This is a genomic window from uncultured Martelella sp., from assembly GCF_963677965.2.
In the GTDB taxonomy this organism is placed as follows: Bacteria; Pseudomonadota; Alphaproteobacteria; order Rhizobiales; family Rhizobiaceae; genus Martelella; species Martelella mangrovi.
Genome location: NZ_CAXXFM010000003.1, coordinates 96,054 through 119,934 on the forward strand (window position 1 = coordinate 96,054; position 23,881 = coordinate 119,934).

Sequence of the window (23,881 nt, forward strand, 5' to 3'; positions counted from 1 at the left end):
ATTTCTCCTTGTGTCTGTTGTGGCCGGGACGCCGGCCCCGGCATAAGGCGCAACGCGCGCTATTCGAATAACCCTTTCGGTGTCGTCCCCTGAAGAAAGGGCTCGATGAATGCGTGCAGAAGCGCGGGCTGGTTGATGACCGCGGTGTGGGATGTCGCCGGCATTACCGCGAGCCGGGACTCCGGCAGCGGTTGCCCCATGTCGCCCATCACCCCGCCGCCCAGCAGGCGAAACATCGCGACCGAATGTTCCAGCGTCGCGACATCGGCGTCGCCGGTGATGATCAGCATCGGGGTCTCCAATGCTGCCACTTCCTCGCCCCAGGCCATCGGCTCATGCTCGAGCGCGATCAGCTTCTCGACGAGCGCGGGAAACCCGTCCGGATCGGGCGCCAGTTCGCGGTATTCGGCGGCAAATGGCATCTCTAGGAACATCTCGACAGTCATCTGCGGGACGAAGTCCGTGAAGGCGGGCTGCCAGCCCTCGTAATCATACGCCACCGATGCCGCGACAAGCTGATCGACCCGCTCAGGAAAGTCGATGGCGAACCGCAGCCCGGCGGCCGCGCCCATGGAATAGCCGAATATGTCGGCCTTCTCGACCCCGACCGCATCCATGAAGGCGGCGACATCGCCCGCAAGGTTCGGATAGGTGATCGGCCGGTCGATGTCGGTCGTGCGGCCGTGTCCCTGGAATTCCTGCGCATAGACGCGGTGTGTCTCGGTAAGCATCGGGATGATTTCGCCCATCGAGGGGATGTTCATCTAGGCGCCGCGCGGCACGATCAGCGGATCGCCCTTTCCGGAGACCTCGTAATACATCGTCATACCGTTGACCGCGACGCGATCGCCTGGCGGCTCGCCTTCGGCCAATGCCGGGGCGGCGACCGCAAGCAATGCGACCAGAATGACCATTCGGAACATGCTTGTCTCTCCCCGCTTGAGCTGACCTCCGTTCAGGCGGAGCCCTTATCGCCCTCGAAATTGAGCATCCACGGCGTGCCGTATCTGTCGGTGAACATGGCGAAGCGCTCGGCCCAGAAGGTTTCGCCGGGCGCCATCTCGACGCTTTCCGCATTTTCTGCCAGCGCCTTGTGGATGCGGTCGAATTCTCCGCGCGAGGACGGCGCGATCGACACGCGGAAGCCGGCGGGCTTCCTGTACATTTCGGCCGGGACGTCCGAGGCCATGATCGTGGCGCTGCCCAAAGTCATGGCCATGTTCATCACCAGATCGTCGCCGCCGGGCATCCGATGTTCCGGGTCGGCCGCGTCACCGTTGCGGAAAACGCCGCCGATCTCGCCGCCGAGCACCTCGGCATAATGGGTCATCGCCTCGAAGCAGTTGCCCTTGAAGAAAAGGTAGATTGTCGGTTCCATCGGATAGCTCTCCTTCGTTTATCCAAATCAGTAGCTGTTAATTTCGGCGATTGTTGTGGCCTTCACGCTTGTGAATTCAACAACGTGGCAAAAGCGACGTGTGCGTCCATCGGCGAGGACCGACACACCGTTCGCAGCGCCTGCCTTTCCATGCGATATCGAATGATCCACAATAATCGAATCCGCAGGCAGGACCTCGTCCAAGGCGCAGCGAAGCGATGCCGCCCCTTTCAATTTGCTGCCATCGGCGCGATGCCAGACCGTACTGTCGGTGACAGCACTTTCTGGAAGGTCTCCGGTTTCAATAGCAACGGCAATATCCTGCACGATCCGGTTCTTTGGCGAGTTTCCGCAATCTCGGCTGCCATTAATTTTCATCTGCCTCCCCCCGAAAGTTTCGGTTCCCCTGCAACCGGACCGATTGGTCTGACAACAACAACGCTTTCAGTCGTTCATACTGCATCACCCGCTCGGAAGAAGGTTCGCTGTGCTTCGAATGGTAGACCGATGGAGTCAGCGCTCAACTGCTGGAAACCTGTCTCAGCCATAAGCGTCGTGCCTCCGCCACCACCGATACGGCCTGGTCTGCGGCGTACCTTCAGGCGCGTCCTCCCAGTCTTCCTGCCGACCGAGAGGCGTCAGATCGAGCAATGTCCAGACCGTGCCGAGTGTCTCAACCCCGCGACCGGTCGTATAGTAGGTGCGGTAGATGTCCGCGCCATCGCGGTAGAAAACGTTGAGGCCGAACCCCGAAGACACGTCAAAGTCGGCGTTGAAGCTGTCCCGTGTTTCGTACCAGGGCATCGACCAGCCCATGCGCTTGCGGAACGCCTCGATCTCGCCAATCGGCGCTTTCGAGACGAAGACGAGCGCGGTGTTGCGGGCGTGCAGATGGGAGAGGTGAGGGATCTGGTCGGCCACCATGCAGCAGCCTTCGCACGGGCTCGGATCAGCGGGCTTCAGCATATGATGATAGACGATGAGCTGCCGACGGCCGTCGAACAGATCGGCCAGAGTGCCGGTGCCTTCCGGGCCGGTGAAGACATAGTCGCCATCGACCTTCGTCCACGGCATGCGCCGCCGCCTTGCGGCCAGGCGGTCCTGAGCACGGGTCAGGCCCTTTTCCGCATTGCGCAGGTCAACGAGTTCGTTACGCCAGACATCCGGAGATACCGTCCGGCGGGCAATTCCGGAGATCGCCTTCGTTACATGGTTTGGATTTTCAGTCATGTAATGATCCTCCTCAGGAATTCGACGCACCAATCTTCGATGGTCCCTCGAACAGAAGTACCAGATAGCGTTTCAGGTGATCGACGCTGTCGCGCGCGATGGCGCGGTCGCCCGTCGCCTTGGCCAGTATGAATGCGCCCTGCAGCACGGCCTGGGTGTGTGCGGCCAGGCTGGCGGGCGTCCAGTCCGCCACAATCCCGCGCGCCTTCATCGCAGCCTCGATGTCGGGCTCAAGTGTGGCCGCATGCCCGAAAATGCTTGCCGCACAGGCATCGCGGATCGCCGGGTTCGACCCATAGACTTCCTGCGTCATGGTGCCGACGAGACAGGTGAACTCGGCGAGATCGCCTTCGATGATGGTCTTGCGAAACTCGATGTAGCCGATCAACCGGTCGTAGGGATCGTCATGATCGTGATAAGGGGCGCTGGCAAAGAATGCGCCGGTTGTCGCCGACCAGTGCTCCGCCGCCGCGACGCCGAGTTCGTCCTTGCTCTTGAAGTGATGAAAGAAAGCGCCCTTGGTCACGCCAGCGGCAGCACAAAGCCCGTCGACGGTGGTGGCCGTATAGCCCTTCGCGCGTATCAGCGACATCGCCGCATCGAGCAGCTTGGATCGCGCATCCGGTTTGGCAGTATTTTCTGGCATCCACCAATTCCTCCTCTAATAGACATACCAACTAGTCGGTTTTATGTCAAATCGGTGACCAGTCTCCGGACAAAGTGGCGTAAGATCGATACGAAGATTGATTTGAGAACTTTGTGTGAATGTCACCAGACCTTGCTCGGAACGATCGGGCGCGCTTCAGGCTTCAAGTGCCAAACAACACCCTTCGCGATCGCATTCCCTGCTTGAGACACCTAAGGAGGACGGCGGCGTCCGGTGCATTGTCGGCGCCGCCCAAGGGCCTCACTTGCAATGCGGGAATGCAAAACGCCGCCGTATTGAGGAGAAGGCCGAAGCGGTCACACATGATTTCAAACACTTCAGGAATGCAGGCTTGCGACGCCACCTCACCCCGACCTGATGCCGCCAACGGGATTTGCTCGAACCTGACCAGTCTCACTGAGATAGGACGCGAAAAACGTGTTGTCGTTGCGGCGACCGGTGAACGACAATGTGCATCCGTCCGAAACCTCGGACAGATGCGTTGCCGCACCGGCCGGCCGGTATGTATCCCACAGCCAGCCCTGTCGTCCCTCCGATGCCTTCATCATGATGAGAGCAAGGTCCGTGAACTGTGGATCGCCAGCGTGAAAATGACCGGCCTGCCTTCCGACAGTCAGGAACAGGCCGTACCTATACTGGCACCCCAGACGCCCGCTCTTTCCGCCAGGCCAGTCCTAGCCATCCCTGTCCGCAGACAGCGCAATATCGCGTTGCGAGCGCACGTTCTCAAGCCGCCCGGCCAGCGCCGCGGAGATAGACTCGTAAGCGATGCTGCCCAGTGTGAGGCGCAGCGCCGGGGTCTTGTCGTCGGCAGCGGAAATCATGGCCGCCACCGTGCGCACGGCGTCGCCGTTGATCTCGAAGTCTCCGCTGTCGACCGCGCGCCGCACCGCCCCGGCCGGGGTGTCCTCGTAAACTGCCATCGGTTCCGGGCGCACCAGATTGGCGGCGAAGCTGGTTCCGGTCGGGCCGGGCTCGGCGATGATGAAATCGATCCCGAATGGGGCGACCTCCTGGGCCACGGACTCGATGAAGCCTTCAATGCCCCATTTGGTGGCGTGATACAGGCTGAAATTGGGATAGGCGATCTGCCCGCCTTCCGAGGAAACCTGAATGATACGTCCGCCGCCCTGATGTCGCAGATGCGGTAGCACCGCCCGGATGACCTGGATCGATCCCGTCAGATTGGTAGCGATCTGGCGCTCGATCTGTTCGTCGGTAAGTTCTTCCCCGGCGCCGAACAGCCCGTAGGCGGCATTGCTGACGACAACATCAATCCGTCCGGCCTTTGCAAAGGCCTCATCCATCGCACGGCGCATCCCGGCGACATCGGTGACATCCATCGTGAGGACGGTGAGGTTTTCGCCATGCTGTCGTGCGAGATCGTCAAGCGCGTCCAGGCGTCGCACCGTGGCTACTACGCGATCGCCGCGCGCCAGCAATTGTGCCGCCATCTCCCGGCCGAGCCCCGAGGATGCGCCGGTAATCAACCATATCTTGCTCATATCAGTCTCCTTTCATGAGAACGGCCATGATGTAGTCCGGGATGATTGGTGCTATAAGAGCGCCATTTCTGTATGATCAGGTGAAGGAAATTCACGAATGGAAAAGCCATCCCTGGCCGATCTGGAGGCCTTTGCACTGGTTGCCGCCGAGCGGAGTTTCCGCCGCGCCGCCGATCTGACGGGAGTTTCGCGCTCCGCGCTCAGTCACCGCATGAAGAAGCTGGAACAGCAAATGGGGTTGCGGCTTCTGAACAGAACCACCCGCAGCGTTTCGCCGACTGGCGCCGGATTGCGGCTGCTGCAGCGGATCGAGCCGGTGTTGCAAAACCTCAATGCCGCGATCGACACGCTCGCCGATGAGCGGGGCACGCCCAGCGGAACATTGCGCATCAACGCGGACAAGGGAGCCGCCCGGATGATGCTGGACAGGATCATCCCGACCTATCTGGAAAGATATCCTGATGTCGCGCTCGATCTGGTCTGCGACGGGCGGCTCGTCGATATTGTCGAACAGGGGTTCGATGCGGGCGTCCGGCTCGCCGAGGCGGTTCCGCAGGACATGATCGCGGTGCGCCTGAGCGATCGCTTCCGGTTTCTCGCCGTTGCCGCGCCAGATTATGTGAACCGGTTCGGCATGCCTGCCGTCCCCGATGATCTGCAAAACCATCGCTCGATCCGCCAGCGTCTGCCGAGCGGAAAGCGTTATCGATGGGAATTCGAGAAGCGCGGGCAGGAAATCGCGCTCGATCCCCCGGGACCTCTGACGCTGAACGACAATGACCTGATCATCGAAGCGGCAATCCGCGGTCTGGGCATCGCCTATGTGCCCGAAACCACGGTGAACGATCACCTCGCCGCGGGCCGTCTGGTCGCCCTTCTCGAAGACTGGTGCCCGCCAGACTCCGGCCTGATGCTTTATTATCCCGGCCATCGCCATGTGCCCGCAGCGCTGCGAGCACTGATCAACCTGGTGAAAGCGCCGCCACCCCGGGTCGATGCCAGATCTGACGGCAGTTGACGCTTGCTACTCGCGGGATTTGCCTACCTTGCCGCAATCACCATCTGGCTGCGATGAATGTCGATCGTCCTAGGGTTTGTGGGGATTCACAAATCAGTCTGAATTTGATTCACACTTTGGATGGATCGTTTTGTACTGACAGACGCGCAATGGGCGAAGATAGAGCCACATTGCCTTGGCAAACCGACGGACCCTGGCCGGAGCGGCAGGAACAACCGGTTGTTCATCGAAGCCGTGCTTTGGATTGTGCGCACTGGCAGCCCTTGGCGTGATCTTCCTGCCATGTTCGGAAACTGGAGCACGGCCTTTCGGCGGTTCCGAGATTGGCGTGAGGCCGATATTTTCAAACGCATCTTCGATGCTCTGCCGGACGAACCAGACATGGAATACGCCATGGTGGATGCCACCATCGTCAAGGTTCACCGCCATGGTCAGGGCGCAAAAGGGGGACTCAGAGCCAGGCCATTGGCCGATCCAAAGGCGGTATGACCACCAAGATACTGGCCCTGACCGATGCCTTGGGTAATCTGGTCCGGTTCGAATTGCTGCCAGGCCATCGCTTCGACACGAACGGCGTCGCGCCGCTCATCGATGGCCTCGAGTTCGGTGCGGTACTCGCCGACAAGGCTTTCGATAGCAACAATATTGTGGCCGATCTCAACGAGCGCGGCGCGAAAATCGTCATCTCCCAGCATCCGCGTCGATCAGCGCCTCTCCAAATCGACACTGAAGTTTATAAATGGCGACACCTGATCGAGAACTTCTTCTGCAAACTCAAAGAGTTCAAGCGCATCGCTATGAGGGCCTGCAAAACGGACCAGAGCTTTGAGGCCATGATCTATCTCGCAGCCACTGTGATCAACTCACGATGAATCCCCACAGACCCTAGCGCGACAATGCGGAAAAGGCCTGTGCACCGTGCATAGGCTTGTGAAAGACAGCCTGCGTCTCATCTATCACCTCCGTCATGGCCGGCTTCTGCGTGAAGACCCGGCCAACACCAAACAGAACGGGGTTATCATAGCCGATTTCCGCCATGCCCTTGCCCAGGCCGGCAAGCGAGCCATGCCAGCGTTTTTCATCCGGGCGACTGATATTGGCGGCAATCAGAACCGGGGTTTCGGGCGGCAGGCCTTCCTTTATCAGCCGCGCGCTGATCTCGCCGGCGGTGCGCCCGCCCATATAGAACATCGTCGTGGTCGTCGGGTCGGCGATGGCGCGCCAGTCGATATCCTCCGGCAGCGCGCCCTTTTTCGAGTGCCCGGTGACGAAGCGGACCGACTGGGCGCAGTCGCGATGGGTGAGCGAGGTGGTGGTACCGGCGGCAAGTGCGCTTGCGGCGGTGATGCCCGGGATCACGGAGACGGGGATGCCTGCCTGCTGAAGCGCCGCGATTTCCTCGCCGGACCGCCCGAACACTGAAGGATCGCCTGATTTCAGCCGCACGACGCGTTTGCCGGCCCGTGCCAGATCGAGCATCATCCGGTTGATATCCTCCTGCCGGCAGCTTGTCCGCCCACCGCGTTTTCCCACCAGCATGCGTTTGGCCTCGCGCCGCGCCAGTTCGAGGATTTCAGGAGAGATCAGGTCGTCGAACAGGATGACATCGGCCGATTGCAGCGCCCGCATGGCCTTCAGCGTCAGGAGTTCCGGATCGCCCGGCCCGGCGCCGACAAGCGTGACGCTGCCGGTTTGCGGCGCGGTTGAGATCTGCGTCGCACGCACAAGAAGCCGTTCCGCCGCATCCTCGTCGGGGCGGCCGGAAAAGCTCAGATCGACAAAATGCTCCCAGAAGGTCCGGCGCGCGCCGCCCGGCTTAAGCCTCTGGCCGATGGCATCGCGTAGGGAGGCGGCAAGGCCCGCCCATTCGGCAAGCGCCTTCGGCAGCAGCGTTTCGATCCGCCGCCGGATCGCCTGGCCGAGAATGGGGGCGGCGCCATCGGTGGAAATGCCGACAACAACCGGCGAGCGGTTGACGATCGAGCCGAACTGGAAGCTGCAGAAGGCCGGCTTATCGATGACGTTGAAGGGCACGCCCTCGGCCCTCGCGCGGGCGGCGAAGGCTTCCGCCTCAGCATCGCTGTCGCAATCCGCCAGCGCCAGGCACTGGTCGCGCCATTCCACTACCTGCCAATCGCCGGAATGAAGGTTGATACGGCCGTCGTCTTCAAGCACCTGCAATTCATTGCAGGCCTCCTCACCGCCGAGACACACCGTCACGTCGGCGCCGGCCGCCGCCAGAAGCTCCGCTTTCCAGGCGGCCGCTTCGCTGGCGCCAGCGAGCAGCACCGATCTGCCCTTCAGGCGGAAGAACAGCGGCAGAACAGCAAGTTCTTCCATTCGGCCGGGTGTTTTTTCGCGTCCGGCAGCCATGGGGCCGTCTCCCTATTCCGCCGCAATCGGCAGGGCGGAAAGCGCGATGAACAGCCGTCCGCCTTCCACCCGCACCGGATAGGTCTGCACCTCGCCCTCGTCCGCGCCTTGCGCCGCGCCGCTTTCCAAGGAAATCACGAAATTGTGGAGTGGGCAGGTGACGGCGCGCCCATGTACCATCCCCTCAGACAACGGCCCGCCCTTGTGCGGGCAGCGGTCGTCCATGGCAAAAACGTCATCCTCGGCGGTGCGGAACACCGCGATGCGCCCGAAAGCGGTGTTCACGCAGCGCGCGCCGCGTCTCGGAATATCATCAATCTCGCCGATGGCGATGAATTCATTGCTCATGATGGTCTCCTCACTCCGCCGGCTCGGGATGTCCGACCACGGCCATCGGCTTGAATTCGTGCTTGTCTCTGCCGGAGGCACGCTCGGACCACGGATCGACCTGGGCATACTCCTGGCTTTCGACGAAGCGGTCGAAATAGGCCTTGCGCTTTTCGGCATTGTCCATGATCTGGGCACGCACTTCGTCATAGCCGATGCGTTTTGCCCATTTGTAGATGCGCTCCAGATAGCGCGCCTGTTCGCGATACATCTGGGTGAGCGCCACGATATGCTCCAGCGCCTCGTCTTCGGTCTTCACCATGCCGAGCACCTCGGTGCCCCGGATTTCCAGACCGGCCGCGCCGGCGAAATGGATTTCAAAGCCCGAGTCGACGCAGATCACGCCGATATCCTTGCAGGTTGCCTCCGCGCAGTTGCGCGGACAACCGGAGACGGCGAGCTTCAGCTTGGCCGGCGTCCACGAGCCCCACATGAATTTTTCAAGGCGAACACCAAGCCCGGTCGAATCCTGCGTGCCGAAGCGGCACCAGTCGTTGCCGACGCAGGTCTTCACCGTGCGCAACCCCTTGGCATAGGCCTGACCGGAGACGAAGCCCGCCTTGCCGAGATCGGCCCAGACCGCCGGCAGGTCCTCCTTCTTCACGCCCAGCATATCGATGCGCTGGCCGCCGGTGCATTTGACGGTCGGGATCTCGTATTTGTCGACAACATCGGCGATCGCGCGCAACTCCTTCGAAGACGTCACGCCGCCCCACATGCGCGGCACCACCGAATAGGTGCCGTCCTTCTGGATATTGGCGTGGACGCGCTCGTTGATGAAGCGCGACTGATAGTCATCGGCATATTCGCCGGGCCAGTCGCAGACGAGATAGTAGTTGAGCGCCGGCCGGCATTTGGCGCAGCCGCAGGAGGTCTTCCATTCAAGCTCCTGCATCACGGCGGGGATGGTCTTCAGCCCCTTGGCGCGGATCAACCGGCGGACATCGTCATGGCCAAGATCGGTGCAGCCGCAAACCGGTTGCACGGCGGCCGGGTTATAGGCATCCCCCAGCGTCAGCGCCATCAGCTGTTCGACGAGCCCGGTGCAGGTGCCGCACGACGCCGAGGCCTTCGTGTGGGCGCGGACATCGTCGAGCAAGGTCAGGCCCTTGTCCTTGATCGCGGTTACGATTTTGCCCTTGCAGATGCCGTTGCAGCCGCAAATTTCCGCGTCATCAGGAAGTGCTGCCACGGCGGCAGCCGGATCGGCAGCAGCACCGCCCTGATAGGCCTGGCCGTAGATCAGCGTCTCGCGCATTTCGGAAACGTCCGTCCCGCGCTTCAGCATGTCGAAATACCAGGCGCCATCGGCGGTGTCGCCATAAAGCACGGCGCCGATCACGCGGTTATCCTGCAGGATTACGCGCTTGTAGACGCCGCGCGTGGCATCGCGCAGCACCACTTCCTCACGGTCCGGCCCTTCGGCAAAATCGCCGGCGGAAAACAGCTTGATGCCGGTGACCTTCAGCTTGGTGTTGACATGCGAGCCCTTGTATTCGGCCGCACCGCCGGCAAGCCGGTCGGCGAGCACACTGGCGCTTTCGTAAAGCGGCGCGACCAGCCCGTAGCAGGTGCCGCGATGCTCGGCGCATTCGCCGAGCGCGAAGATGGCGGGATCGGACGTCGCCATGCCGTCATCGACGACAATGCCACGATTTGTTTCGAGCCCCGCATCCTTGGCGAGCCCCGCCGCCGGGCGGATGCCGACCGCCATCACCACCATGTCGGCGGAGATGATGCGGCTGTCCTCCAGTTCGACGCCCTCGACCCTGCCCTCTCCAAGGATTTTCTTGGTGTTGGCCTTGGTGATGATCTCGATGCCGCGATCGTCGAGCGCCTTTTCCAGCAGATAGGCCGCTGCCGGATCGAGCTGGCGCTCCATGATCGTGTCCATCAGGTGCAGCACGGTGACGCTCATGCCGCGCTGCTTCAGCCCGTAGGCTGCCTCAAGGCCCAGTAGCCCGCCGCCGATGACGACCGCATGGCCCTGCCCCTCGGCAATCTTCAGCATGCGATCAACGTCATCCAGATCGCGATAGGCGAGCACGCCCGGCAGATCGTGGCCGGGCACGGGGATGATGAAGGGCGCGGAGCCGGTCGCGATCACCAGCCGGTCATAGGCCGCTGTGATGCCGTTTTCGGCGGTGACGATCTTCGCCTCGCGGTCGATCTTCGCGACCTTCGCGCCGCGATGCAGCGTCACGCCGTTCGCCTCATACCAATCATCGCCATGGATGATGATGTCTTCATAGGTCTTTTCGCCGGAGAGCACGGGCGACAGCATGATGCGGTCGTAGTTCACCCGCGGCTCGGCATTGAAGATGGTGACGTCATAGAGGCCGGGGGCGCGCTCGAACAGGTCTTCGAGCATGCGGCCGGGAGCCATGCCGTTTCCGATGATGACAAGTTTCTGGGCCATGATATCTACTCCGCTGCGACGCGTTTGTTGCAGGTCTGCCGGCTGATGCGCTGATCGCGCTTCTGCCTGATGGCGGCGAGCTGTTCCTCGGCGGGCTCCGCCCCGCCTTCATAGGCCTCCAGGAATTCCAGCAGTTCCTCGCGGTAGGCGTAATAATCCGGGTGGTCGAGCAGCGCTTTTCTGGAGCGCGGGCGCGGCAGGTCGACCTCCATGATGTTGCCGATGCGGGCATTCGGCCCGTCAGACATCATCACCACCCGGTCGGCCAGGAGAATGGCCTCGTCGACGTCATGGGTGACGCAGATGGCGGTGACCTTGGTGCGCGACCAGACTTCCATCAGCACTTCCTGCAGCTCCCAGCGCGTCAGGCTGTCGAGCATGCCGAAGGGTTCGTCGAGCAGGAGAAGCTTCGGCGACAGCGCGAAGGCGCGGGCAATGCCGACTCGCTGCTTCATGCCGTTCGACATGTCGGCCGCCGGCCGGTGCATGGCATCGCCCAGGCCGACGCGTTCGAGATAATATTCGACGATGTCGCGCCGCTCGGCCGGGCTTGCCTTCGGATAGACCCGGTCAACGCCGAGGGCGACATTCTCGCGCGCCGTCAGCCATGGCATCAGCGAGGGGGCCTGAAACACCACGGCACGATCCGGCCCGGCACCGGAAATCTCGCGGCCGTCGAGAATGATGCCGCCGGCATTGATCGGGTTCAGCCCCGCCGCCATGGAGAGCACCGTCGATTTGCCGCAGCCGGAATGGCCGATCACGGAAATGAACTCGCCCTTCTTCATCTTCAGGTCGAAGCCGTCGACGACGGTCAGCGGGCCCTTGGGCGTCGGATAGATCTTGGTGACGTTGGAGAATTCGACATAGCCGCTCTCGATCGGCGACTGGGCCTTTTCGCGATAGGCGGCCGGCAGCGGCTTCGAGGTCGACTTGATGGAAATCGGGACGACATTGGGAAGCGCTTCGACACGGCTCGTTTCCGGTTTCGCGCTGAGGCCGACATCCATCAGATATTCGGTGATCGACGCGCGCAGGCGGATGAAATCGGGATCGGAATTCATCGCCGCGCGTTCGCGCGGCCGGGCGATATTCACATCGAAGGACGGGCCGAATGTGGCGTTGGGACCGGGGGTCAGCGGCACGATCCGATCCGCCAGCAGAATGGCCTCGTCGACATCATTGGTGACGAGGATGATGGTCTTCTTCTCTTTCTGCGAGATATCGGCAAGCTCGTCCTGCAGCTTGGCGCGGGTCAGCGCATCGAGCGCCGACAGCGGCTCGTCGAGCAGCAGCACATCCGGCTGCAAGGCAAGCGCGCGGGCGACCGAGACGCGCTGGCGCATGCCGCCTGACAGTTCCGACGGCTTGCGGTCGCGGGCGTGTTTCAGGCCAACCATCGCCACATACCAGTCGACAAGTGCGGCCCGTTCCTTTGCCGGCTTGTCCTGATGCACGGCATCGACGGCAAGCCGCACATTGGCCTCCACCGAAAGCCACGGCATCAGCGCATAGTTCTGGAACACGATGCCGCGCTTCGGCGACGGGCCTTCGACCGGTGCGCCACGAAACAGGATTTCGCCGCCGTCCGGCTTTTCGAGACCGGCGAGCATCGACATCAGCGTCGTCTTGCCCGCGCCGGAAAAGCCGAGGATCGCGATGAACTCGGCTTCCTGCACATCGAGCGAGATATCGGAAAGGACAGGGTTGCGCTTGACGCCTTCGCCAAAGCCCTTTTCCACGTTTCTGAGCTGGAGAATGGTGTTCATCATGCCCTCCTTACCGGTTCGCCGAATAGGTGAAGGCGGTCTGCAGCGCGAACATCACCCGGTCGAGGAAGAAGCCGATCAGGCCGATGGTGATCACCGCGACCATGATGCGGGCGAGCGAATCCGAGGAACCGTTCTGGAACTCGTCCCAGACGAACTTGCCGAGACCGGGGTTCTGCGCCAGCATTTCAGCGGCGATCAGCACCATCCAACCAACGCCGAGCGAAAGCCGCATGCCGGTGAAGATCAGCGGCAGCGAGGACGGCAGCACCAGCTTGCGGATCGTCGTCCAGGTGGAAAGCTGCAAGACCTTGCCGACATTGACGAGATCGCGATCGATCGAGGCGACGCCCAGCGCCGTGTTGATGATCGTCGGCCAGATGGAACAGAGCGTCACCGTGACGGCGGAAATCACCATGGATTTAGGCAGCAAATCGCTCGGGTTCTGGTAAAGGGCTGCCACCACCATGGTCACGATCGGCAGCCATGCGAGCGGCGAGACCGGCTTGAACAACTGGATCAGTGGATTGATCGCACCCTCGAAGGTCTTCGACAAGCCGCAGGCGATGCCGACCGGAACGGCGATCACCGTGCCGATGAAAAAGCCGAGCGCAACCGTCATCAGCGAGGTCCAGATCTGGTCGAAATAGGTCGGCTTGCCGGTATAGGGGCGAACCTTGACCCGGTCGGCATAGCCCTCGGCGATCAGCATCTGGTTGCGCTCGTCCTGGCGGGCGTAAAATTCCTCGGCCTTCTGCCGCTCGGCGAAATGGTCGTCCGTCAGCACCTCTGCCTGATGAAACACCGCCGCCGGGCCGGGGATGGCGCCGAGCGAAGTCTCGACCTTCGGCGCGAAAAACGCCCAGGCCGCGAGGAAGGCGAGGATGCCGACAAGCGGAACCAGCAGCATCTGCTTCAGATCCGCCCACTGTTCCGATGGCGTGTCGCCGGCGGCAAGCTTCAGCAGCGGCACGACGAAGCCGAGGCCGAAGGGGCCGAGCACTTTGCCGGCCCGGTTGATCCGGGCGATGCGCCGTTCACGCCGCACCGCAATCTCGGGATCGATCATGTCTGTCGCGATCGTCATGATGTCTCTGCTTTCCGTTGGTTTCAGCGGTGCTCAGCGGCCGGCGATCTTGTTGCCGTCGACGATCTCGTCGCCCTTCAGGCCGATCGGGAAGCTGTCGAGATAGGCGTTCGGATAGCGACCGTCATAGGTGACGCCGTCGATGAATTCGCTGGTGGCTGGCTTGTAGCCGTCGGTGTCGAAGGGGAAGTCGGCTTCCGTGGCATGACCCTCGTCGATCAGCTGCCGGGCGGCTTCCAGGTAGATGTCGGGCCGGTAGACCTCGCTTGCGACATTGGCATACCAGTCATCGGCCTTCGGCTCGGCGATCTGACCCCAGCGACGCATCTGGGTGAGATACCAGATGGCGTCGGAATAATAGGGATAGGTGGCATAGTGGCGGAAGAAGACGTTGAAGTCTGCGGCCGGGCGCGTGTCGCCCTTTTCATACTCGAACGTGCCGGTCATCGAATTGGCGATCACCTCGGCATCGGCCCCGACATATTCCGGCCGCGACAGGATCTCGACCGCCTCTTCGCGGTTGGCATTGTCGTTCTCGTCCAGCCACATGGCGGCGCGGATCAGCGCCTTGGTCAGCCCCAGCGTCGTCTGCGGGTATTTCTGCGTGAATTCCTCGGTCAGGCCGAACACCTTTTCCGGATTGTTCTTCCAGATATCGTAATCGGTGACCACCGGCACGCCGATGCCCTTGAACACGGCCGCCTGGTTCCACGGCTCGCCGACGCAATAGCCCTCGATCGTGCCCGCTTCCATCGTCGCCGGCATCTGCGGCGGCGGGGTGACGGAAAGCAGCGCATCGGCCTGGATCTGGCCGGAAATATCGCCGGGCGAATAATAGCCGGGATTGATGCCGCCGGCCGCCAGCCAGTAGCGCAACTCGTAATTATGGGTGGAGACCGGGAAGACCATACCCATCTTGAACGGTTTGCCCTCGGCCCGGTAGGCCTCGACCACCGGCTTCAGCGCATCGGCCTTGATCGGGTGTTGCGGCTTGCCATCGCGACCTGCAGGAATGTTCTCCTTCATCTGGTCCCAGACCGCATTGGAAACCGTGATCGCATTGCCGTTCAGATCCATCGAGAACGGCGTGACGATATGCGCCTCGGTGCCATAGCCGATGGTGGCCGCCAGCGGCTGGCCGGCCAGCATATGCGCGCCGTCGAGCTCGCCGGTGATCACCCGGTCGAGCAGGACCTTCCAGTTCGCCTGCGCCTCGAGCGTCACGTAGAGGCCCTCATCCTCGAAGAAATGCATCTCCTTGGCGATCGCCAGCGGCGCCATGTCCGTCAGCTTGATGAAGCCGATGGTGAGTTCGTCCTTCTCCGGAAACAGCATTTCGGCATGGGCGCTCGCGGCCGTGACGGCGAGCGAACAGAGCATGGTGACGGAGCAAAGGAAATGGCGCATGGCGTCCTCCAGATAGATCGGGAATGTCGGAAAAACGAAAAAAGCCGCCTAACGGTCCTCGGGCCAGTTCTGGCTCGAATGCGTTGGCGGCGTTGCCTGGCACCCTCCATTGGGCACCAAATTCTTGAGACTTATGGAAACACACAATGTCGCATCAGACAAGCGGCATCAGTGAATTTTTGCATAAAAAATATCTTCAGCAGAATACTGCCTATATTTTATGCACTTGCATTCGAGAAGAGCATACTGAGGTCTCGGCTGAATAAACCCCACCCTACCCATACCGGGTCATCCTCGGGCTTGACCCGAGGATCCAGGCCGTACGGAAAACGGCAGAAAACGTTCATGAATTCAATCGCTTGAATCGCCTGGATGCTCGGGTCAAGCCCGAGCATGACGCAGGTGGAGGGGTAGAATGGCCAGCAAGGAAACACGACAGATGGCTAAACCGGACAACAGTGGGCTTGTCCCAAGGATCTAACCACAGTTCCGCACGAACGGCGTAGGCATTTCATAATAGACTGTATTCAAACAGACTTTTTATCCGACCAGTCTGTCGCATTGAGATGTGCCTAGATGCTCGGGGCAGGCCCAAGCATGAAGACGAAGTGTGGCGCGGGCTTTGTCAGCAGCGTGTTCAGATCGCCGCCCTCTGCTGTGCGATATAGGCGCCCACCTGATCGGGGTCGAATATCTGCCCGTCGAAAAAGCCATCCGGGCCGAGAATGAGGCCACCGGCGCTCGCCCCCACGGGCGTCGGCACCTTGAGCGCGCCTTCCACCTTCAGGCTTGCGCCCGGCAGCGGTGTATGCAGTGGCTGCAACGCCTTGCGATAAATATCCGGCCGATAGCTCATTTTCGCGATCGCGGCGTTTGCGGCCGAGTGATCGCAAAGCCCCCAGCGCACAAGCTGGCTGTAGAACCAGAGCGCATGGCTCTGCCAGGGGAAGGTCGCGGCCTTGGCGGAGGTCAGGAAGAAATCCTCGACCGCGCGGTCCGCCGTTTCGCTGATCGCGACCGTGCCGGAAAGCAGCGGCTGCAGCACCGCGGCATCGACATTGAGGTGATGCGGTTCGGAGAGGATTGCCGCCAGTTCGCCATGGTTTTCGGGCCTGGCCGACCATGCCGACGCCCGGTAGAGGCTGCGCAGCAGCGCCGCCACGGTCTCCTCGTTTTGGACGGCAAAATCGGCCGGCAGGGCCAGCACCTTCTCCGGGCTGGACCGCCAGATCTTCGCCTTGACGGTGACGATCCGCGCCGCGCCGCGCCGCGCGGCGATCGTGTTCCACGGCTCGCCGGCGCAATAGCCATCGATCCGCCCGGCCTCGATCGCGTCCGGCATGAAGGGCGGCGGCAGCACCACGATTTCGATGTCCCGATCGGGATCGATGCCGTTGGCCGCGAGCCAGTAGCGCAGTTCGAGATTGTGCCCCGAAAATACGTAGACAACGCCGAAGCGAAGCGGCGGCAGGCCCTTCGAGCGCCGCGCTGCGATCACCCGCTTCAGCGCGGCGCCCGCCCTGGCGGGATCGAGGTCGCTTTCATCGCCCTCCGCCTCCATCGCCGAGCCAAGGGCCGCCGACACCGTCACCGCATTGCCGCCAAGCCCGAGAGCAATTGGCGCCACCAGTTTCGGCGACAGCGGAAACAGGCCGAGATTGGCCGCGATCGGCATCGGCGCCAGCACATGAGCGGCCTGCAGGCTGCCGACGGCCAGCCGGTCGCGGATCGCGCTCCACGAGGTCTCCCGCGTCAGGCGGACATTCAGCCCCTCCTCGACGAAAAACCCTTTCGCCTCGGCGGCCAGAACGATGGCGCTGTCGAGAAGCGGTACAAATCCGATTGAAAGGTCCTGCATCTCTATCTCTCCAGCATCTCGAACGTCATGATCAGGCTCTGCGCCACGTCGACAATCTTGCGGTTCTGGTCCATCGCCGTGCGCCGCAGCAGCGCATAGGCCTTTTCCTCGTCCATGCCGCGCGATTTCATCAGCAAGGCCTTGGCGCGGTCGACAACCTTGCGGTTTTCAAGCTGGCTCTTCGCCGCCTCCAGCTCCTGCGCCATACGCGAAAACGCGTTGAAACGGGAAATCGCCATGTCGAGGATGGGCTTCACCCGCTCCTGTTTCAGCCCGTCAACGACGTAAGCCGAAACCCCTGCATCAACTGCCGCATGGATCATGTCGGTATCGGATCGGTCGACGAACATGGCGATCGGCTTCTTCACCGACCGCGACAGCAGGAACAGACTTTCGAGCATATCGCGGTTGGGGTTTTCGATATCGATCACGATCACGTCCGGCGCCTGCCGTTCGATGATACGGGCGACGCCGACCAGTTCCTCCACGACGGTGACATTCCGGTGGCCGGCCTTGAGCAGGCCCTCCTTGATAATGGCGGCGCGGATCGCGTTTTCATCGATGACAAGGATCGCCAGATCGCTGTTATTCATTGTTAGGTCAGGACCTTCCGCATCAAACCTTCAATAGACGTCACGCATATAACGTTTTTCCCGTGCGAGCATGTCAACGTAGCGCTCCGCCGCCTCGCGCGATAGACCGCCATGCGTCGCGGCAATGGCCTTGAGCGCGGCATCAACATCTTTCGCCATCCGGCTGGCATCGCCGCAGACATAGAAATAGGCGCCATCCTGCAGCCACTCCCAGAGCTTTCGCCCCTGTTCGACCATCCGGTTCTGGACATAAATCTTCTCAGGCTGGTCCCGCGAAAAGGCCGCATCGAACCGTCCCAGAAAGCCGTTCTTCTGCCAGCGTTCCATCTCGTCGCGATAGTAGAATCCGCTTTCCCGGTTCTGCTCTCCGAAGAACAACCAGTTCGAGCCATTCGCGCCTTCCGCTTCGCGATCCTGCAGAAATGCACGGAAGGGGGCAATGCCTGTGCCCGGACCAACCATGATCGCAGGCGCGGCAGGATCGGCGGGCGGACGGAAATGCGCCTGTTTCTTCACCGAGATTCCGATCGGGACACCGCCTGCCCTGTCCGCCAGAAAGGACGAGGCAACGCCCTTGCGAGCGCGGCCATGGCGAGCATGGCGCAACACCGAGACGGTCAGGTGGATTTCGTCCGGCTTGACCTTCGGGCTTGAGGCGATGGAGTAAAGCCGCGGCTTGAGCTTTTTCAGATGCGAGCAGAATTCCTGTCCATCCGCCGGCTTCGGCGCCATGGCCAGGATATCGGCAATCTGCCGGCCCCAGAGCCAGTCATTGATAGTTTTCCGATCAGCCTCGCCAGCCAGCCTCTTCAGCGTTTCATGCCCGCTGTACTGCGCCCACCATGTGAGAAATTCATGCGTTGGTCGGGCAACCTCGAAGTGATCGCGCAAGGCCTCGCCAATGCCGATGTCGTGTCCGTTCAAGCCGGAAATCGGCTTGTCGGCCGGAAGTTGCAGATAGGACAGGATTTCATCGACCAGTTCCGGACAGTTGCGCGGCATGATGGAGAGCGCATCGCCCGCCTCGTAAGGCATCGGCTCGTCGGTCCGGAATCCGAACTGACGCACCTCCTTTGCACTACCCTCACCGCTCAACAGCCGGTTGGAGCTGAGTCGGGCGGAAATGGTTTGCCGGGTGTTTCTTGCCGTCGTATGCGCCGCAGTGCCCGACGAAGGCGCTTCCTTTGTTCCAGCCCCGGACAGGACGGACAGTGCAGCGGCAACCGCGTCTCCTTCCTCGCCCGCATCCAGCGTGCGACAATCAGCCAGGCGCTGCGCGCCAAGACTTTCAAGCCGTGCATCGAGCTTTCGGCCAAAGCCGCAAAACTGGTCGTAGGAACTGTCGCCAAGCGCGATCACCGCATAGGAGAGCCCTTCGATCTGCTCCGCCTTTGACAGCGCGGACCAGAAGCCGACCGCATGATCGGGAGGATCGCCATCGCCGCAAGTGCTGACGATGAAAATCGCCATATTCTCGGTCTCAAGATCATCCATGCCGATGTCATCGAGCGAACGCGGCTCGGCACTGAACCCCTTCTCGCCAAGCGCATCGCAAACCTCGGAAGCCAGCATTTCCGCCGTGCCTGTTTGAGAGGCGTAGAAGACGCCGACTTTCTGACCCGTCTTTGTTTCATCCGAGTTCCCTTCAGCAGCAAAAACCCCGGCCATCAGGCCTTCCACCATGGCCCTTGCTTCGGCCGGAATCGGCGCCTCCGTCGGAAGCACCGGCGCTGCTCGCCCCTCCCATTGCCCGGTATTCAAACCAAGAAGAAAACCACCGAGCCATTGGCGCGCCGTGTCGTCCAGTTTCGGCAGGGAATCTGCATCAACGCCCAGCTTGACACCGGCTGCGGCAAGCGCCGGGCTCAACCGGTCCACTGCCGCCGACTCCGGGAGAGCCGGCTTTTCCGGCTCTTTTGACGCCGCGACGCGTGCGAGAGAGACTGCCGTTACCTTGAACTCCGGCTGGAGCGATATCGGATCGACGGCATTGCCGGTGACGGCATTGACCGCCAATTGCTCGCCGAACAGATCATTCCAATGGAAGGGCGCGAACACAACGCCGGGCGCTACCCTGTCGGTGACCAGCGCCGGCAGCACCGCTTCGCCGTGGCGTGAGGTCAGCGCGACCCGATCGTTCTCGCCGATTTCAAGCGCAGCCGCATCGGACAGGTTGATCTCGACGAACGGCGCGGAATTGAGCTTGTTCAGCCGGGCGACCTTGCCAGTCTTGGTCATGGTGTGCCACTGGTGCTGAAGCCTGCCAGTGTTGAGAATGAAGGGATAATCGTCACCCGGCAATTCCCCCGGTCCGGCATGGGCGCGCGGCCAGAATTTCGCCCGGCCGCTTTCGGTGGCGAACCTCAGTCCCGCGTCAGGTACGCGGTAGCGGATCGGATTGCGCGCGGCTTCTCCACTCTCAGATGCCGGCCACTGGATGCTGCCCTCGCGCAGACGTTCATGCGTGATGCCGGAAATGTCATAACCGGTCGCGGGATTGGAAAACTGTCGGATTTCGTCGAATACGTCTGCCGCGCGCTCATAGCTGAAGGCATCTTCATAGCCCATGGCGCAGGCCACTTTCGCGATGATCTGCCAGTCCGGCAGTGCCTCGCCCGGCGCCCTCGCTGCCGCCGCTGTCAGCGCCAAATTGCGCTCGGAATTGACCATGACACCGTCGGCTTCGAAGGAGACCGCCGCCGGCAAAAGGACATCGGCATAGGGCGTGGTCTCGGTTTCGGCAAAGGCATCCTGCACCGCCACGAATTCGGCTCGCTCCAGCGCTGCCGTCACCGTCCTGCGGTTGGCGACGCTGGCCACCGGATTGGTGCAGATGATCCAGGCGCCCTTGATCGCGCCTGCCTTCATCGCCTCGAACATGGCAATGGTGCCGGTTCCTTCCTCGGCGCGGATGCTACCGGGCGCAATGCCCCAGCGATCTTCGCAAAACCGCCGGTCGGCATCCGCCAGTGCCGAGCGCTGCCCCGGAAGACCCGGTCCCATATAGCCCATCTCGCGCCCGCCCATGGCATTCGGCTGGCCGGTCAGCGAGAATGGCCCGCTGCCGGGACGACAGATCTTTCCAGTGGCAAGATGCAGATTGCAGATCGCATTGGTGTTGAACGTGCCCTGAACCGACTGATTGAGCCCCATGGTCCACAACGTCATAAACTCGTCAGCGGCCAGCACGAGCTCGGCGGCGGCCTTGATGCTCTCGACCGTCAGGCCGGTGATCGCCGCCACGCGTTCCGGCGGATAGCCGGCGAGAAAGGCTGGCATATCGGCCCAGCCGTCGGTATGAGCCTCGATAAAGGCTTGATCGATGCCGCCGGCCTCGACAATCAGGTGCAGGATGCCGTTGAGGAGCGCGAGATCGGTTCCGGGTTTCGGCGCGAGATACAAATCAGCCTTTTCTGCGGTGGCTGTGCGGCGTGGATCGATGACAATCAGCTTCGCGCCCTGCTTGACCCGGTCCATCATCCTTAGAAACAGGATCGGGTGGCAGTCGGCCATGTTCGAGCCAATCACCAAAAACAGATCGGCCTTCTCGATATCGTCATAGGACCCCGGCGGGGCATCCGCGCCCAGAGACAACTTGTAGCCGGAACCCGCGCTGGCCATGCAAAGCCGTGAATTGGACTCGATATGGCGCGTGCGTAAAAACCCCTTGGCGAGTTTGTTGGCGAGGTACTGCGCCTCCATCGACATCTGGCCGGAGACATAAAGCGCAACCGCATCCGGCCCGTGTTCATCGGCAATGGAGCGCAGCCTTCTGGCCGTTTCGGCAATCGCCGCATCGACGGCTACGGCTTCCGGCGCAACGCCCTCACCCCGGACGAGCGCGTGTTCGAGGCGGCCAGGCGCAGCAATCGCCTCATGCGCGGTCTTTCCCTTGGTGCAGAGCCGGCCGCGATTGGCCGGATGATCCCTGTCGCCCGAAAGCCGGACGATCCGACCATCCTCGACGTCGAGCACGACACCGCAGCCGACGCCGCAATAAGGGCATACGCTTTTGACCGTCTCTACAGCCATCGCGATCCTCCGTTCTTGAGAATGCTACGGCTTGATAGGGCATGGAAATGACGCGCAGAATTGATCATCCGCCGGGGTGGCATCGGCTTTCCTCGCTGTCTAAGATGAAAACAAAAAAGCCACGGCATCGTTCGAAGCGTTCCCTTTCAGGAAACGGTTCTCAGATCCGCAGCTTTGCGATGGAATGCCCGCCATTGGACATTGATGCATCAACGATAGTCCGACACGCGGCGACTTTCAAGCCCGACTGAAGCATCGAGACATCACACGGAGGAAACAGCGCGATGCCGGTAAGGATCAAACGGGTCTACGACGAACCCGACAACGCGGACGGCCTGCGCGTTCTCGTCGATCGGCTCTGGCCGCGCGGCCTTGCAAAAGACAAGGCCCGCGTTGACCTCTGGGCAAAGGATGTCGCTCCGTCAAACGAATTGCGCAAATGGTTTGCGCACCGGGAGGATCGGTGGGCGGCGTTTCAACAGCGCTATCGCGCGGAGCTTGCGGAAAACGCCGCACTTGATGAGTTGTGCGCTGAAAGCGAGAAAAACACCGTCACATTGCTGTATGGCGCTCGCGATCAACGCATCAACCATGCGCGCGTACTGGCGGCCGTTATCACGGAAAGAAGCCAGCGCCAGGACGAGGCGGATCGGCCGGAAGAGATCGCGGTGGAAGTCTCCTCACCGCCCTGTTTTCTGCACGAGCTCGACGCGCCCTGGCGCGGAACAGAAGACGGCGACGACACCGACGCGCCCTTATATCACGAGGCTGATCGCAAGCCTTCGACCTCCAAGTCCGGCCGCTCTCGATAGCGCTTACGGCGAACGCCCGCCAGACGAGACGATGCTGAACTCGTCGCCTGCGATCATGCCATCCTGACGCACGGTCAGTCGCCAGCGGCGGTTGCCAATGCGAAAGGAGAGACGCCAGCACCCTGCGTCTTCGCCGTCACCTTGCTCCACCGAAGATCGCACCAGCCCGCGCGCCGTCATCGCGTGCAGCTCGTCGACACTGATACCGAAGCGACGGGCAAGCCTCTCCGCGCTGATTTCGAACTGGCCGTCCGCATTGCGCTCGATGAACGCCTCCGTTTCCCGCGCATTCATAATAGCTCTCCGTTTCCCACGTGTTTTGCCGTTCGGGCAAGATCAGTGCGCGCAATCGGGCACAGCCCGGTCGTGTCCTCACCTCGATGAAAGCCGATCGCCAACCGGAAGGAATGGGCAATGCGCAAAGCCCGATCGAGAAACAGTGCCGCAATTTCTTTCGGACAGAACGCGCCGACGGTTTCGGCAAAAAGCTGCAGCCAACGCTCGAAATGCCGCTTTTCGAGCTCGGGGATTGCAAGATGCGGCGGCAGCGGCCGCCCCTGATAACGCGACGTGCGCAACAGCGTCGCCGACCAGAAATCACACATCCGCTCAAGATGGCGCGGCCAGTCATCGGCGGCGATGCGGCTGGTGAACACCGGCCCGAGAAGCGGGTCCGCGCGGACCCGGTCATAAAAGCCATGCACTACGGCCCGGATCATCGCCTCGTCCAGAACCTCGGGAAGCGGCTTGCCGTCGATGATCACCGTGCGCTCCGGCGCGGATCGTCCTCTCATGTCTGAAACTCCTTCTCGAATGCCCGATTTCTGCCCGGCGGGCGGTGCGCCTTGATCCTTGCCGGATCCGTCTCGATCCGGCCCGCCCCGATCAGATCGAGGCAGTAAGGGATCGCCGGGAAGACCGCGTCAAGACATAGCCGGATCGAAGCCGGGCGGCCCGGCAGGTTGACGATCAGGCTCTTTTCCCGCACACCGGCGGTCTGGCGTGAGAGAATGGCGGTCGGCGCCTGTTCGAGGCTGATGCGCCGCATCAGTTCTCCAAAACCCGGCAGCTCCTTTGCGATCACCGCCTGCATGGCTTCCGGCGTCTCATCGCGCGGCGCCGGTCCCGTGCCGCCGGTGGTCAGGATGAGGTCAGCCTTCACATTGTCGCACAGGTCCGTCAGCGTTTCACGCACGGAAGCGGCTCCATCCGGTATGATGACGCGGTTCAGGGTATAGGGCGACGTGATGGTTTCAGCCAGCCAGGTCTCAATCATGGCGCCGCTTTGATCTTCATATTCACCGCGGCTGGCGCGGTCGGAAATGGTCAGTGCGACAATCAGCATC

The 23,881-nt window shown here is 61.8% G+C and carries 20 protein-coding genes and 1 pseudogene; 3 read left to right on the forward strand and 18 right to left on the reverse strand.

Annotated features, from left to right (window positions below; translation table 11 throughout):
- Positions 1 to 59: 59 nt before the first annotated feature.
- From ACHZCU_RS19770 to ACHZCU_RS19795, 6 genes and pseudogenes are all read right to left on the reverse strand, one after another.
- Positions 60 to 923: pseudogene (locus tag ACHZCU_RS19770) on the reverse strand (alpha/beta fold hydrolase).
- 32 nt (positions 924 to 955) lie between these two features.
- Positions 956 to 1,378 (reverse strand): VOC family protein, encoded by a 423-nt coding sequence (locus ACHZCU_RS19775; protein ID WP_319520236.1) that lies wholly within the window; start codon positions 1,376 to 1,378, stop codon positions 956 to 958.
- Positions 1,379 to 1,405: 27 nt separating this feature from the next.
- Positions 1,406 to 1,756, reverse strand: a complete 351-nt coding sequence (locus ACHZCU_RS19780; protein WP_319520237.1) for a hypothetical protein — start codon at positions 1,754 to 1,756, stop codon at positions 1,406 to 1,408.
- A gap of 162 nt (positions 1,757 to 1,918) precedes the next feature.
- The gene (locus ACHZCU_RS19785; RefSeq protein ID WP_319520238.1) at positions 1,919 to 2,608 is read right to left on the reverse strand and encodes a DUF899 domain-containing protein; all 690 of its coding nucleotides are present in this window, start codon (positions 2,606 to 2,608) and stop codon (positions 1,919 to 1,921) included.
- A gap of 13 nt (positions 2,609 to 2,621) precedes the next feature.
- Positions 2,622 to 3,254: a TetR/AcrR family transcriptional regulator gene (locus ACHZCU_RS19790; RefSeq protein WP_319520239.1), complete on the reverse strand. Its 633-nt coding sequence runs from the start codon at positions 3,252 to 3,254 to the stop codon at positions 2,622 to 2,624.
- A 695-nt stretch (positions 3,255 to 3,949) separates the two neighbouring features.
- The gene (locus tag ACHZCU_RS19795) at positions 3,950 to 4,780 is read right to left on the reverse strand and encodes an SDR family oxidoreductase (RefSeq protein ID WP_319520240.1); all 831 of its coding nucleotides are present in this window, start codon (positions 4,778 to 4,780) and stop codon (positions 3,950 to 3,952) included.
- Between the two features lie 97 nt (positions 4,781 to 4,877).
- Between ACHZCU_RS19795 and ACHZCU_RS19800 the strand changes: the two genes are divergently transcribed.
- Both ACHZCU_RS19800 and ACHZCU_RS19805 read left to right on the forward strand, forming a co-directional pair.
- Complete coding sequence (locus ACHZCU_RS19800; RefSeq protein ID WP_319520241.1) at positions 4,878 to 5,798, forward strand: LysR family transcriptional regulator; 921 nt, start codon at positions 4,878 to 4,880, stop codon at positions 5,796 to 5,798.
- Positions 5,799 to 5,918: 120 nt separating this feature from the next.
- Positions 5,919 to 6,670, forward strand: a protein-coding gene (locus tag ACHZCU_RS19805; protein ID WP_319520242.1) for an IS5 family transposase whose coding sequence is annotated in 2 segments (ribosomal slippage) — positions 5,919 to 6,249 and positions 6,249 to 6,670 — 753 coding nt in all. Because the reading frame shifts where the segments join, the coding sequence is not laid out codon by codon here.
- Between the two features lie 13 nt (positions 6,671 to 6,683).
- Here the strand turns inward: ACHZCU_RS19805 and cysG are convergent.
- The 9 genes from cysG to ACHZCU_RS19850 all read right to left on the reverse strand — a co-directional run bounded on the left by cysG (position 6,684) and on the right by ACHZCU_RS19850 (position 21,723).
- Positions 6,684 to 8,171 carry a siroheme synthase CysG gene (gene cysG, locus ACHZCU_RS19810; protein ID WP_319520243.1) on the reverse strand — a complete coding sequence of 496 codons (1,488 nt, stop codon included), beginning with the start codon at positions 8,169 to 8,171 and terminating at the stop codon, positions 6,684 to 6,686.
- A gap of 12 nt (positions 8,172 to 8,183) precedes the next feature.
- Complete coding sequence (gene nirD / locus ACHZCU_RS19815) at positions 8,184 to 8,519, reverse strand: nitrite reductase small subunit NirD (protein WP_319520244.1); 336 nt, start codon at positions 8,517 to 8,519, stop codon at positions 8,184 to 8,186.
- A gap of 10 nt (positions 8,520 to 8,529) precedes the next feature.
- Entirely contained in the window at positions 8,530 to 10,977 is a 2,448-nt protein-coding gene (nirB, locus tag ACHZCU_RS19820; protein ID WP_319520245.1) for a nitrite reductase large subunit NirB, read from the reverse strand.
- A gap of 5 nt (positions 10,978 to 10,982) precedes the next feature.
- Entirely contained in the window at positions 10,983 to 12,749 is a 1,767-nt protein-coding gene (locus ACHZCU_RS19825) for a nitrate ABC transporter ATP-binding protein (protein ID WP_319520246.1), read from the reverse strand.
- Between the two features lie 7 nt (positions 12,750 to 12,756).
- On the reverse strand, positions 12,757 to 13,833 hold the full coding sequence (locus tag ACHZCU_RS19830) for an ABC transporter permease (protein ID WP_319520247.1): 1,077 nt from the start codon (positions 13,831 to 13,833) through the stop codon (positions 12,757 to 12,759).
- Between the two features lie 33 nt (positions 13,834 to 13,866).
- Positions 13,867 to 15,240, reverse strand: a complete 1,374-nt coding sequence (locus ACHZCU_RS19835; RefSeq protein WP_319520248.1) for a CmpA/NrtA family ABC transporter substrate-binding protein — start codon at positions 15,238 to 15,240, stop codon at positions 13,867 to 13,869.
- Between the two features lie 637 nt (positions 15,241 to 15,877).
- Positions 15,878 to 17,098 carry a CmpA/NrtA family ABC transporter substrate-binding protein gene (locus ACHZCU_RS19840; protein ID WP_319520249.1) on the reverse strand — a complete coding sequence of 407 codons (1,221 nt, stop codon included), beginning with the start codon at positions 17,096 to 17,098 and terminating at the stop codon, positions 15,878 to 15,880.
- A 2-nt stretch (positions 17,099 to 17,100) separates the two neighbouring features.
- Entirely contained in the window at positions 17,101 to 17,691 is a 591-nt protein-coding gene (locus tag ACHZCU_RS19845) for an ANTAR domain-containing response regulator (protein WP_106305802.1), read from the reverse strand.
- A 30-nt stretch (positions 17,692 to 17,721) separates the two neighbouring features.
- Positions 17,722 to 21,723, reverse strand: coding sequence for a bifunctional nitrate reductase/sulfite reductase flavoprotein subunit alpha (locus ACHZCU_RS19850; RefSeq protein WP_319520250.1), 4,002 nt, complete (start codon positions 21,721 to 21,723; stop codon positions 17,722 to 17,724).
- Between the two features lie 284 nt (positions 21,724 to 22,007).
- Here ACHZCU_RS19850 and ACHZCU_RS19855 point away from each other — a divergent pair, with 284 nt between their 5' ends.
- Complete coding sequence (locus tag ACHZCU_RS19855) at positions 22,008 to 22,535, forward strand: DUF488 domain-containing protein (protein ID WP_394706146.1); 528 nt, start codon at positions 22,008 to 22,010, stop codon at positions 22,533 to 22,535.
- Positions 22,536 to 22,538: 3 nt separating this feature from the next.
- On the opposite strand, the gene ACHZCU_RS19860 is transcribed toward ACHZCU_RS19855, so the two are convergent.
- Genes ACHZCU_RS19860 through mog form a run of 3 tightly spaced genes read right to left on the reverse strand, consistent with a single transcriptional unit; the run spans position 22,539 to position 23,880 of the window.
- Positions 22,539 to 22,829: a DUF6522 family protein gene (locus ACHZCU_RS19860; protein WP_106305808.1), complete on the reverse strand. Its 291-nt coding sequence runs from the start codon at positions 22,827 to 22,829 to the stop codon at positions 22,539 to 22,541.
- Positions 22,826 to 23,329, reverse strand: coding sequence for a group III truncated hemoglobin (locus tag ACHZCU_RS19865; RefSeq protein WP_319520251.1), 504 nt, complete (start codon positions 23,327 to 23,329; stop codon positions 22,826 to 22,828). Before ACHZCU_RS19865 ends, ACHZCU_RS19860 begins: the two co-directional genes overlap by 4 nt.
- Entirely contained in the window at positions 23,326 to 23,880 is a 555-nt protein-coding gene (mog, locus tag ACHZCU_RS19870) for a molybdopterin adenylyltransferase (RefSeq protein ID WP_319520252.1), read from the reverse strand. The genes ACHZCU_RS19865 and mog overlap by 4 nt, the downstream gene beginning before the upstream one ends.
- Position 23,881 lies beyond the last annotated feature (1 nt).

Coding starts and splice junctions, on each gene's coding strand:
- ACHZCU_RS19775 (WP_319520236.1), bottom strand. CDS start 1,378: ATGGAACCGACAATCTACCTTTTCTTCAAGGGCAACTGCTTCGAGGCG.
- ACHZCU_RS19780 (WP_319520237.1), bottom strand. CDS start 1,756: ATGAAAATTAATGGCAGCCGAGATTGCGGAAACTCGCCAAAGAACCGG.
- ACHZCU_RS19785 (WP_319520238.1), bottom strand. CDS start 2,608: ATGACTGAAAATCCAAACCATGTAACGAAGGCGATCTCCGGAATTGCC.
- ACHZCU_RS19790 (WP_319520239.1), bottom strand. CDS start 3,254: ATGCCAGAAAATACTGCCAAACCGGATGCGCGATCCAAGCTGCTCGAT.
- ACHZCU_RS19795 (WP_319520240.1), bottom strand. CDS start 4,780: ATGAGCAAGATATGGTTGATTACCGGCGCATCCTCGGGGCTCGGCCGG.
- ACHZCU_RS19800 (WP_319520241.1), top strand. CDS start 4,878: ATGGAAAAGCCATCCCTGGCCGATCTGGAGGCCTTTGCACTGGTTGCC.
- cysG (WP_319520243.1), bottom strand. CDS start 8,171: ATGGCTGCCGGACGCGAAAAAACACCCGGCCGAATGGAAGAACTTGCT.
- nirD (WP_319520244.1), bottom strand. CDS start 8,519: ATGAGCAATGAATTCATCGCCATCGGCGAGATTGATGATATTCCGAGA.
- nirB (WP_319520245.1), bottom strand. CDS start 10,977: ATGGCCCAGAAACTTGTCATCATCGGAAACGGCATGGCTCCCGGCCGC.
- ACHZCU_RS19825 (WP_319520246.1), bottom strand. CDS start 12,749: ATGATGAACACCATTCTCCAGCTCAGAAACGTGGAAAAGGGCTTTGGC.
- ACHZCU_RS19830 (WP_319520247.1), bottom strand. CDS start 13,833: ATGACGATCGCGACAGACATGATCGATCCCGAGATTGCGGTGCGGCGT.
- ACHZCU_RS19835 (WP_319520248.1), bottom strand. CDS start 15,240: ATGCGCCATTTCCTTTGCTCCGTCACCATGCTCTGTTCGCTCGCCGTC.
- ACHZCU_RS19840 (WP_319520249.1), bottom strand. CDS start 17,098: ATGCAGGACCTTTCAATCGGATTTGTACCGCTTCTCGACAGCGCCATC.
- ACHZCU_RS19845 (WP_106305802.1), bottom strand. CDS start 17,691: ATGAATAACAGCGATCTGGCGATCCTTGTCATCGATGAAAACGCGATC.
- ACHZCU_RS19850 (WP_319520250.1), bottom strand. CDS start 21,723: ATGGCTGTAGAGACGGTCAAAAGCGTATGCCCTTATTGCGGCGTCGGC.
- ACHZCU_RS19855 (WP_394706146.1), top strand. CDS start 22,008: ATGCCGGTAAGGATCAAACGGGTCTACGACGAACCCGACAACGCGGAC.
- ACHZCU_RS19860 (WP_106305808.1), bottom strand. CDS start 22,829: ATGAATGCGCGGGAAACGGAGGCGTTCATCGAGCGCAATGCGGACGGC.
- ACHZCU_RS19865 (WP_319520251.1), bottom strand. CDS start 23,329: ATGAGAGGACGATCCGCGCCGGAGCGCACGGTGATCATCGACGGCAAG.
- mog (WP_319520252.1), bottom strand. CDS start 23,880: ATGCTGATTGTCGCACTGACCATTTCCGACCGCGCCAGCCGCGGTGAA.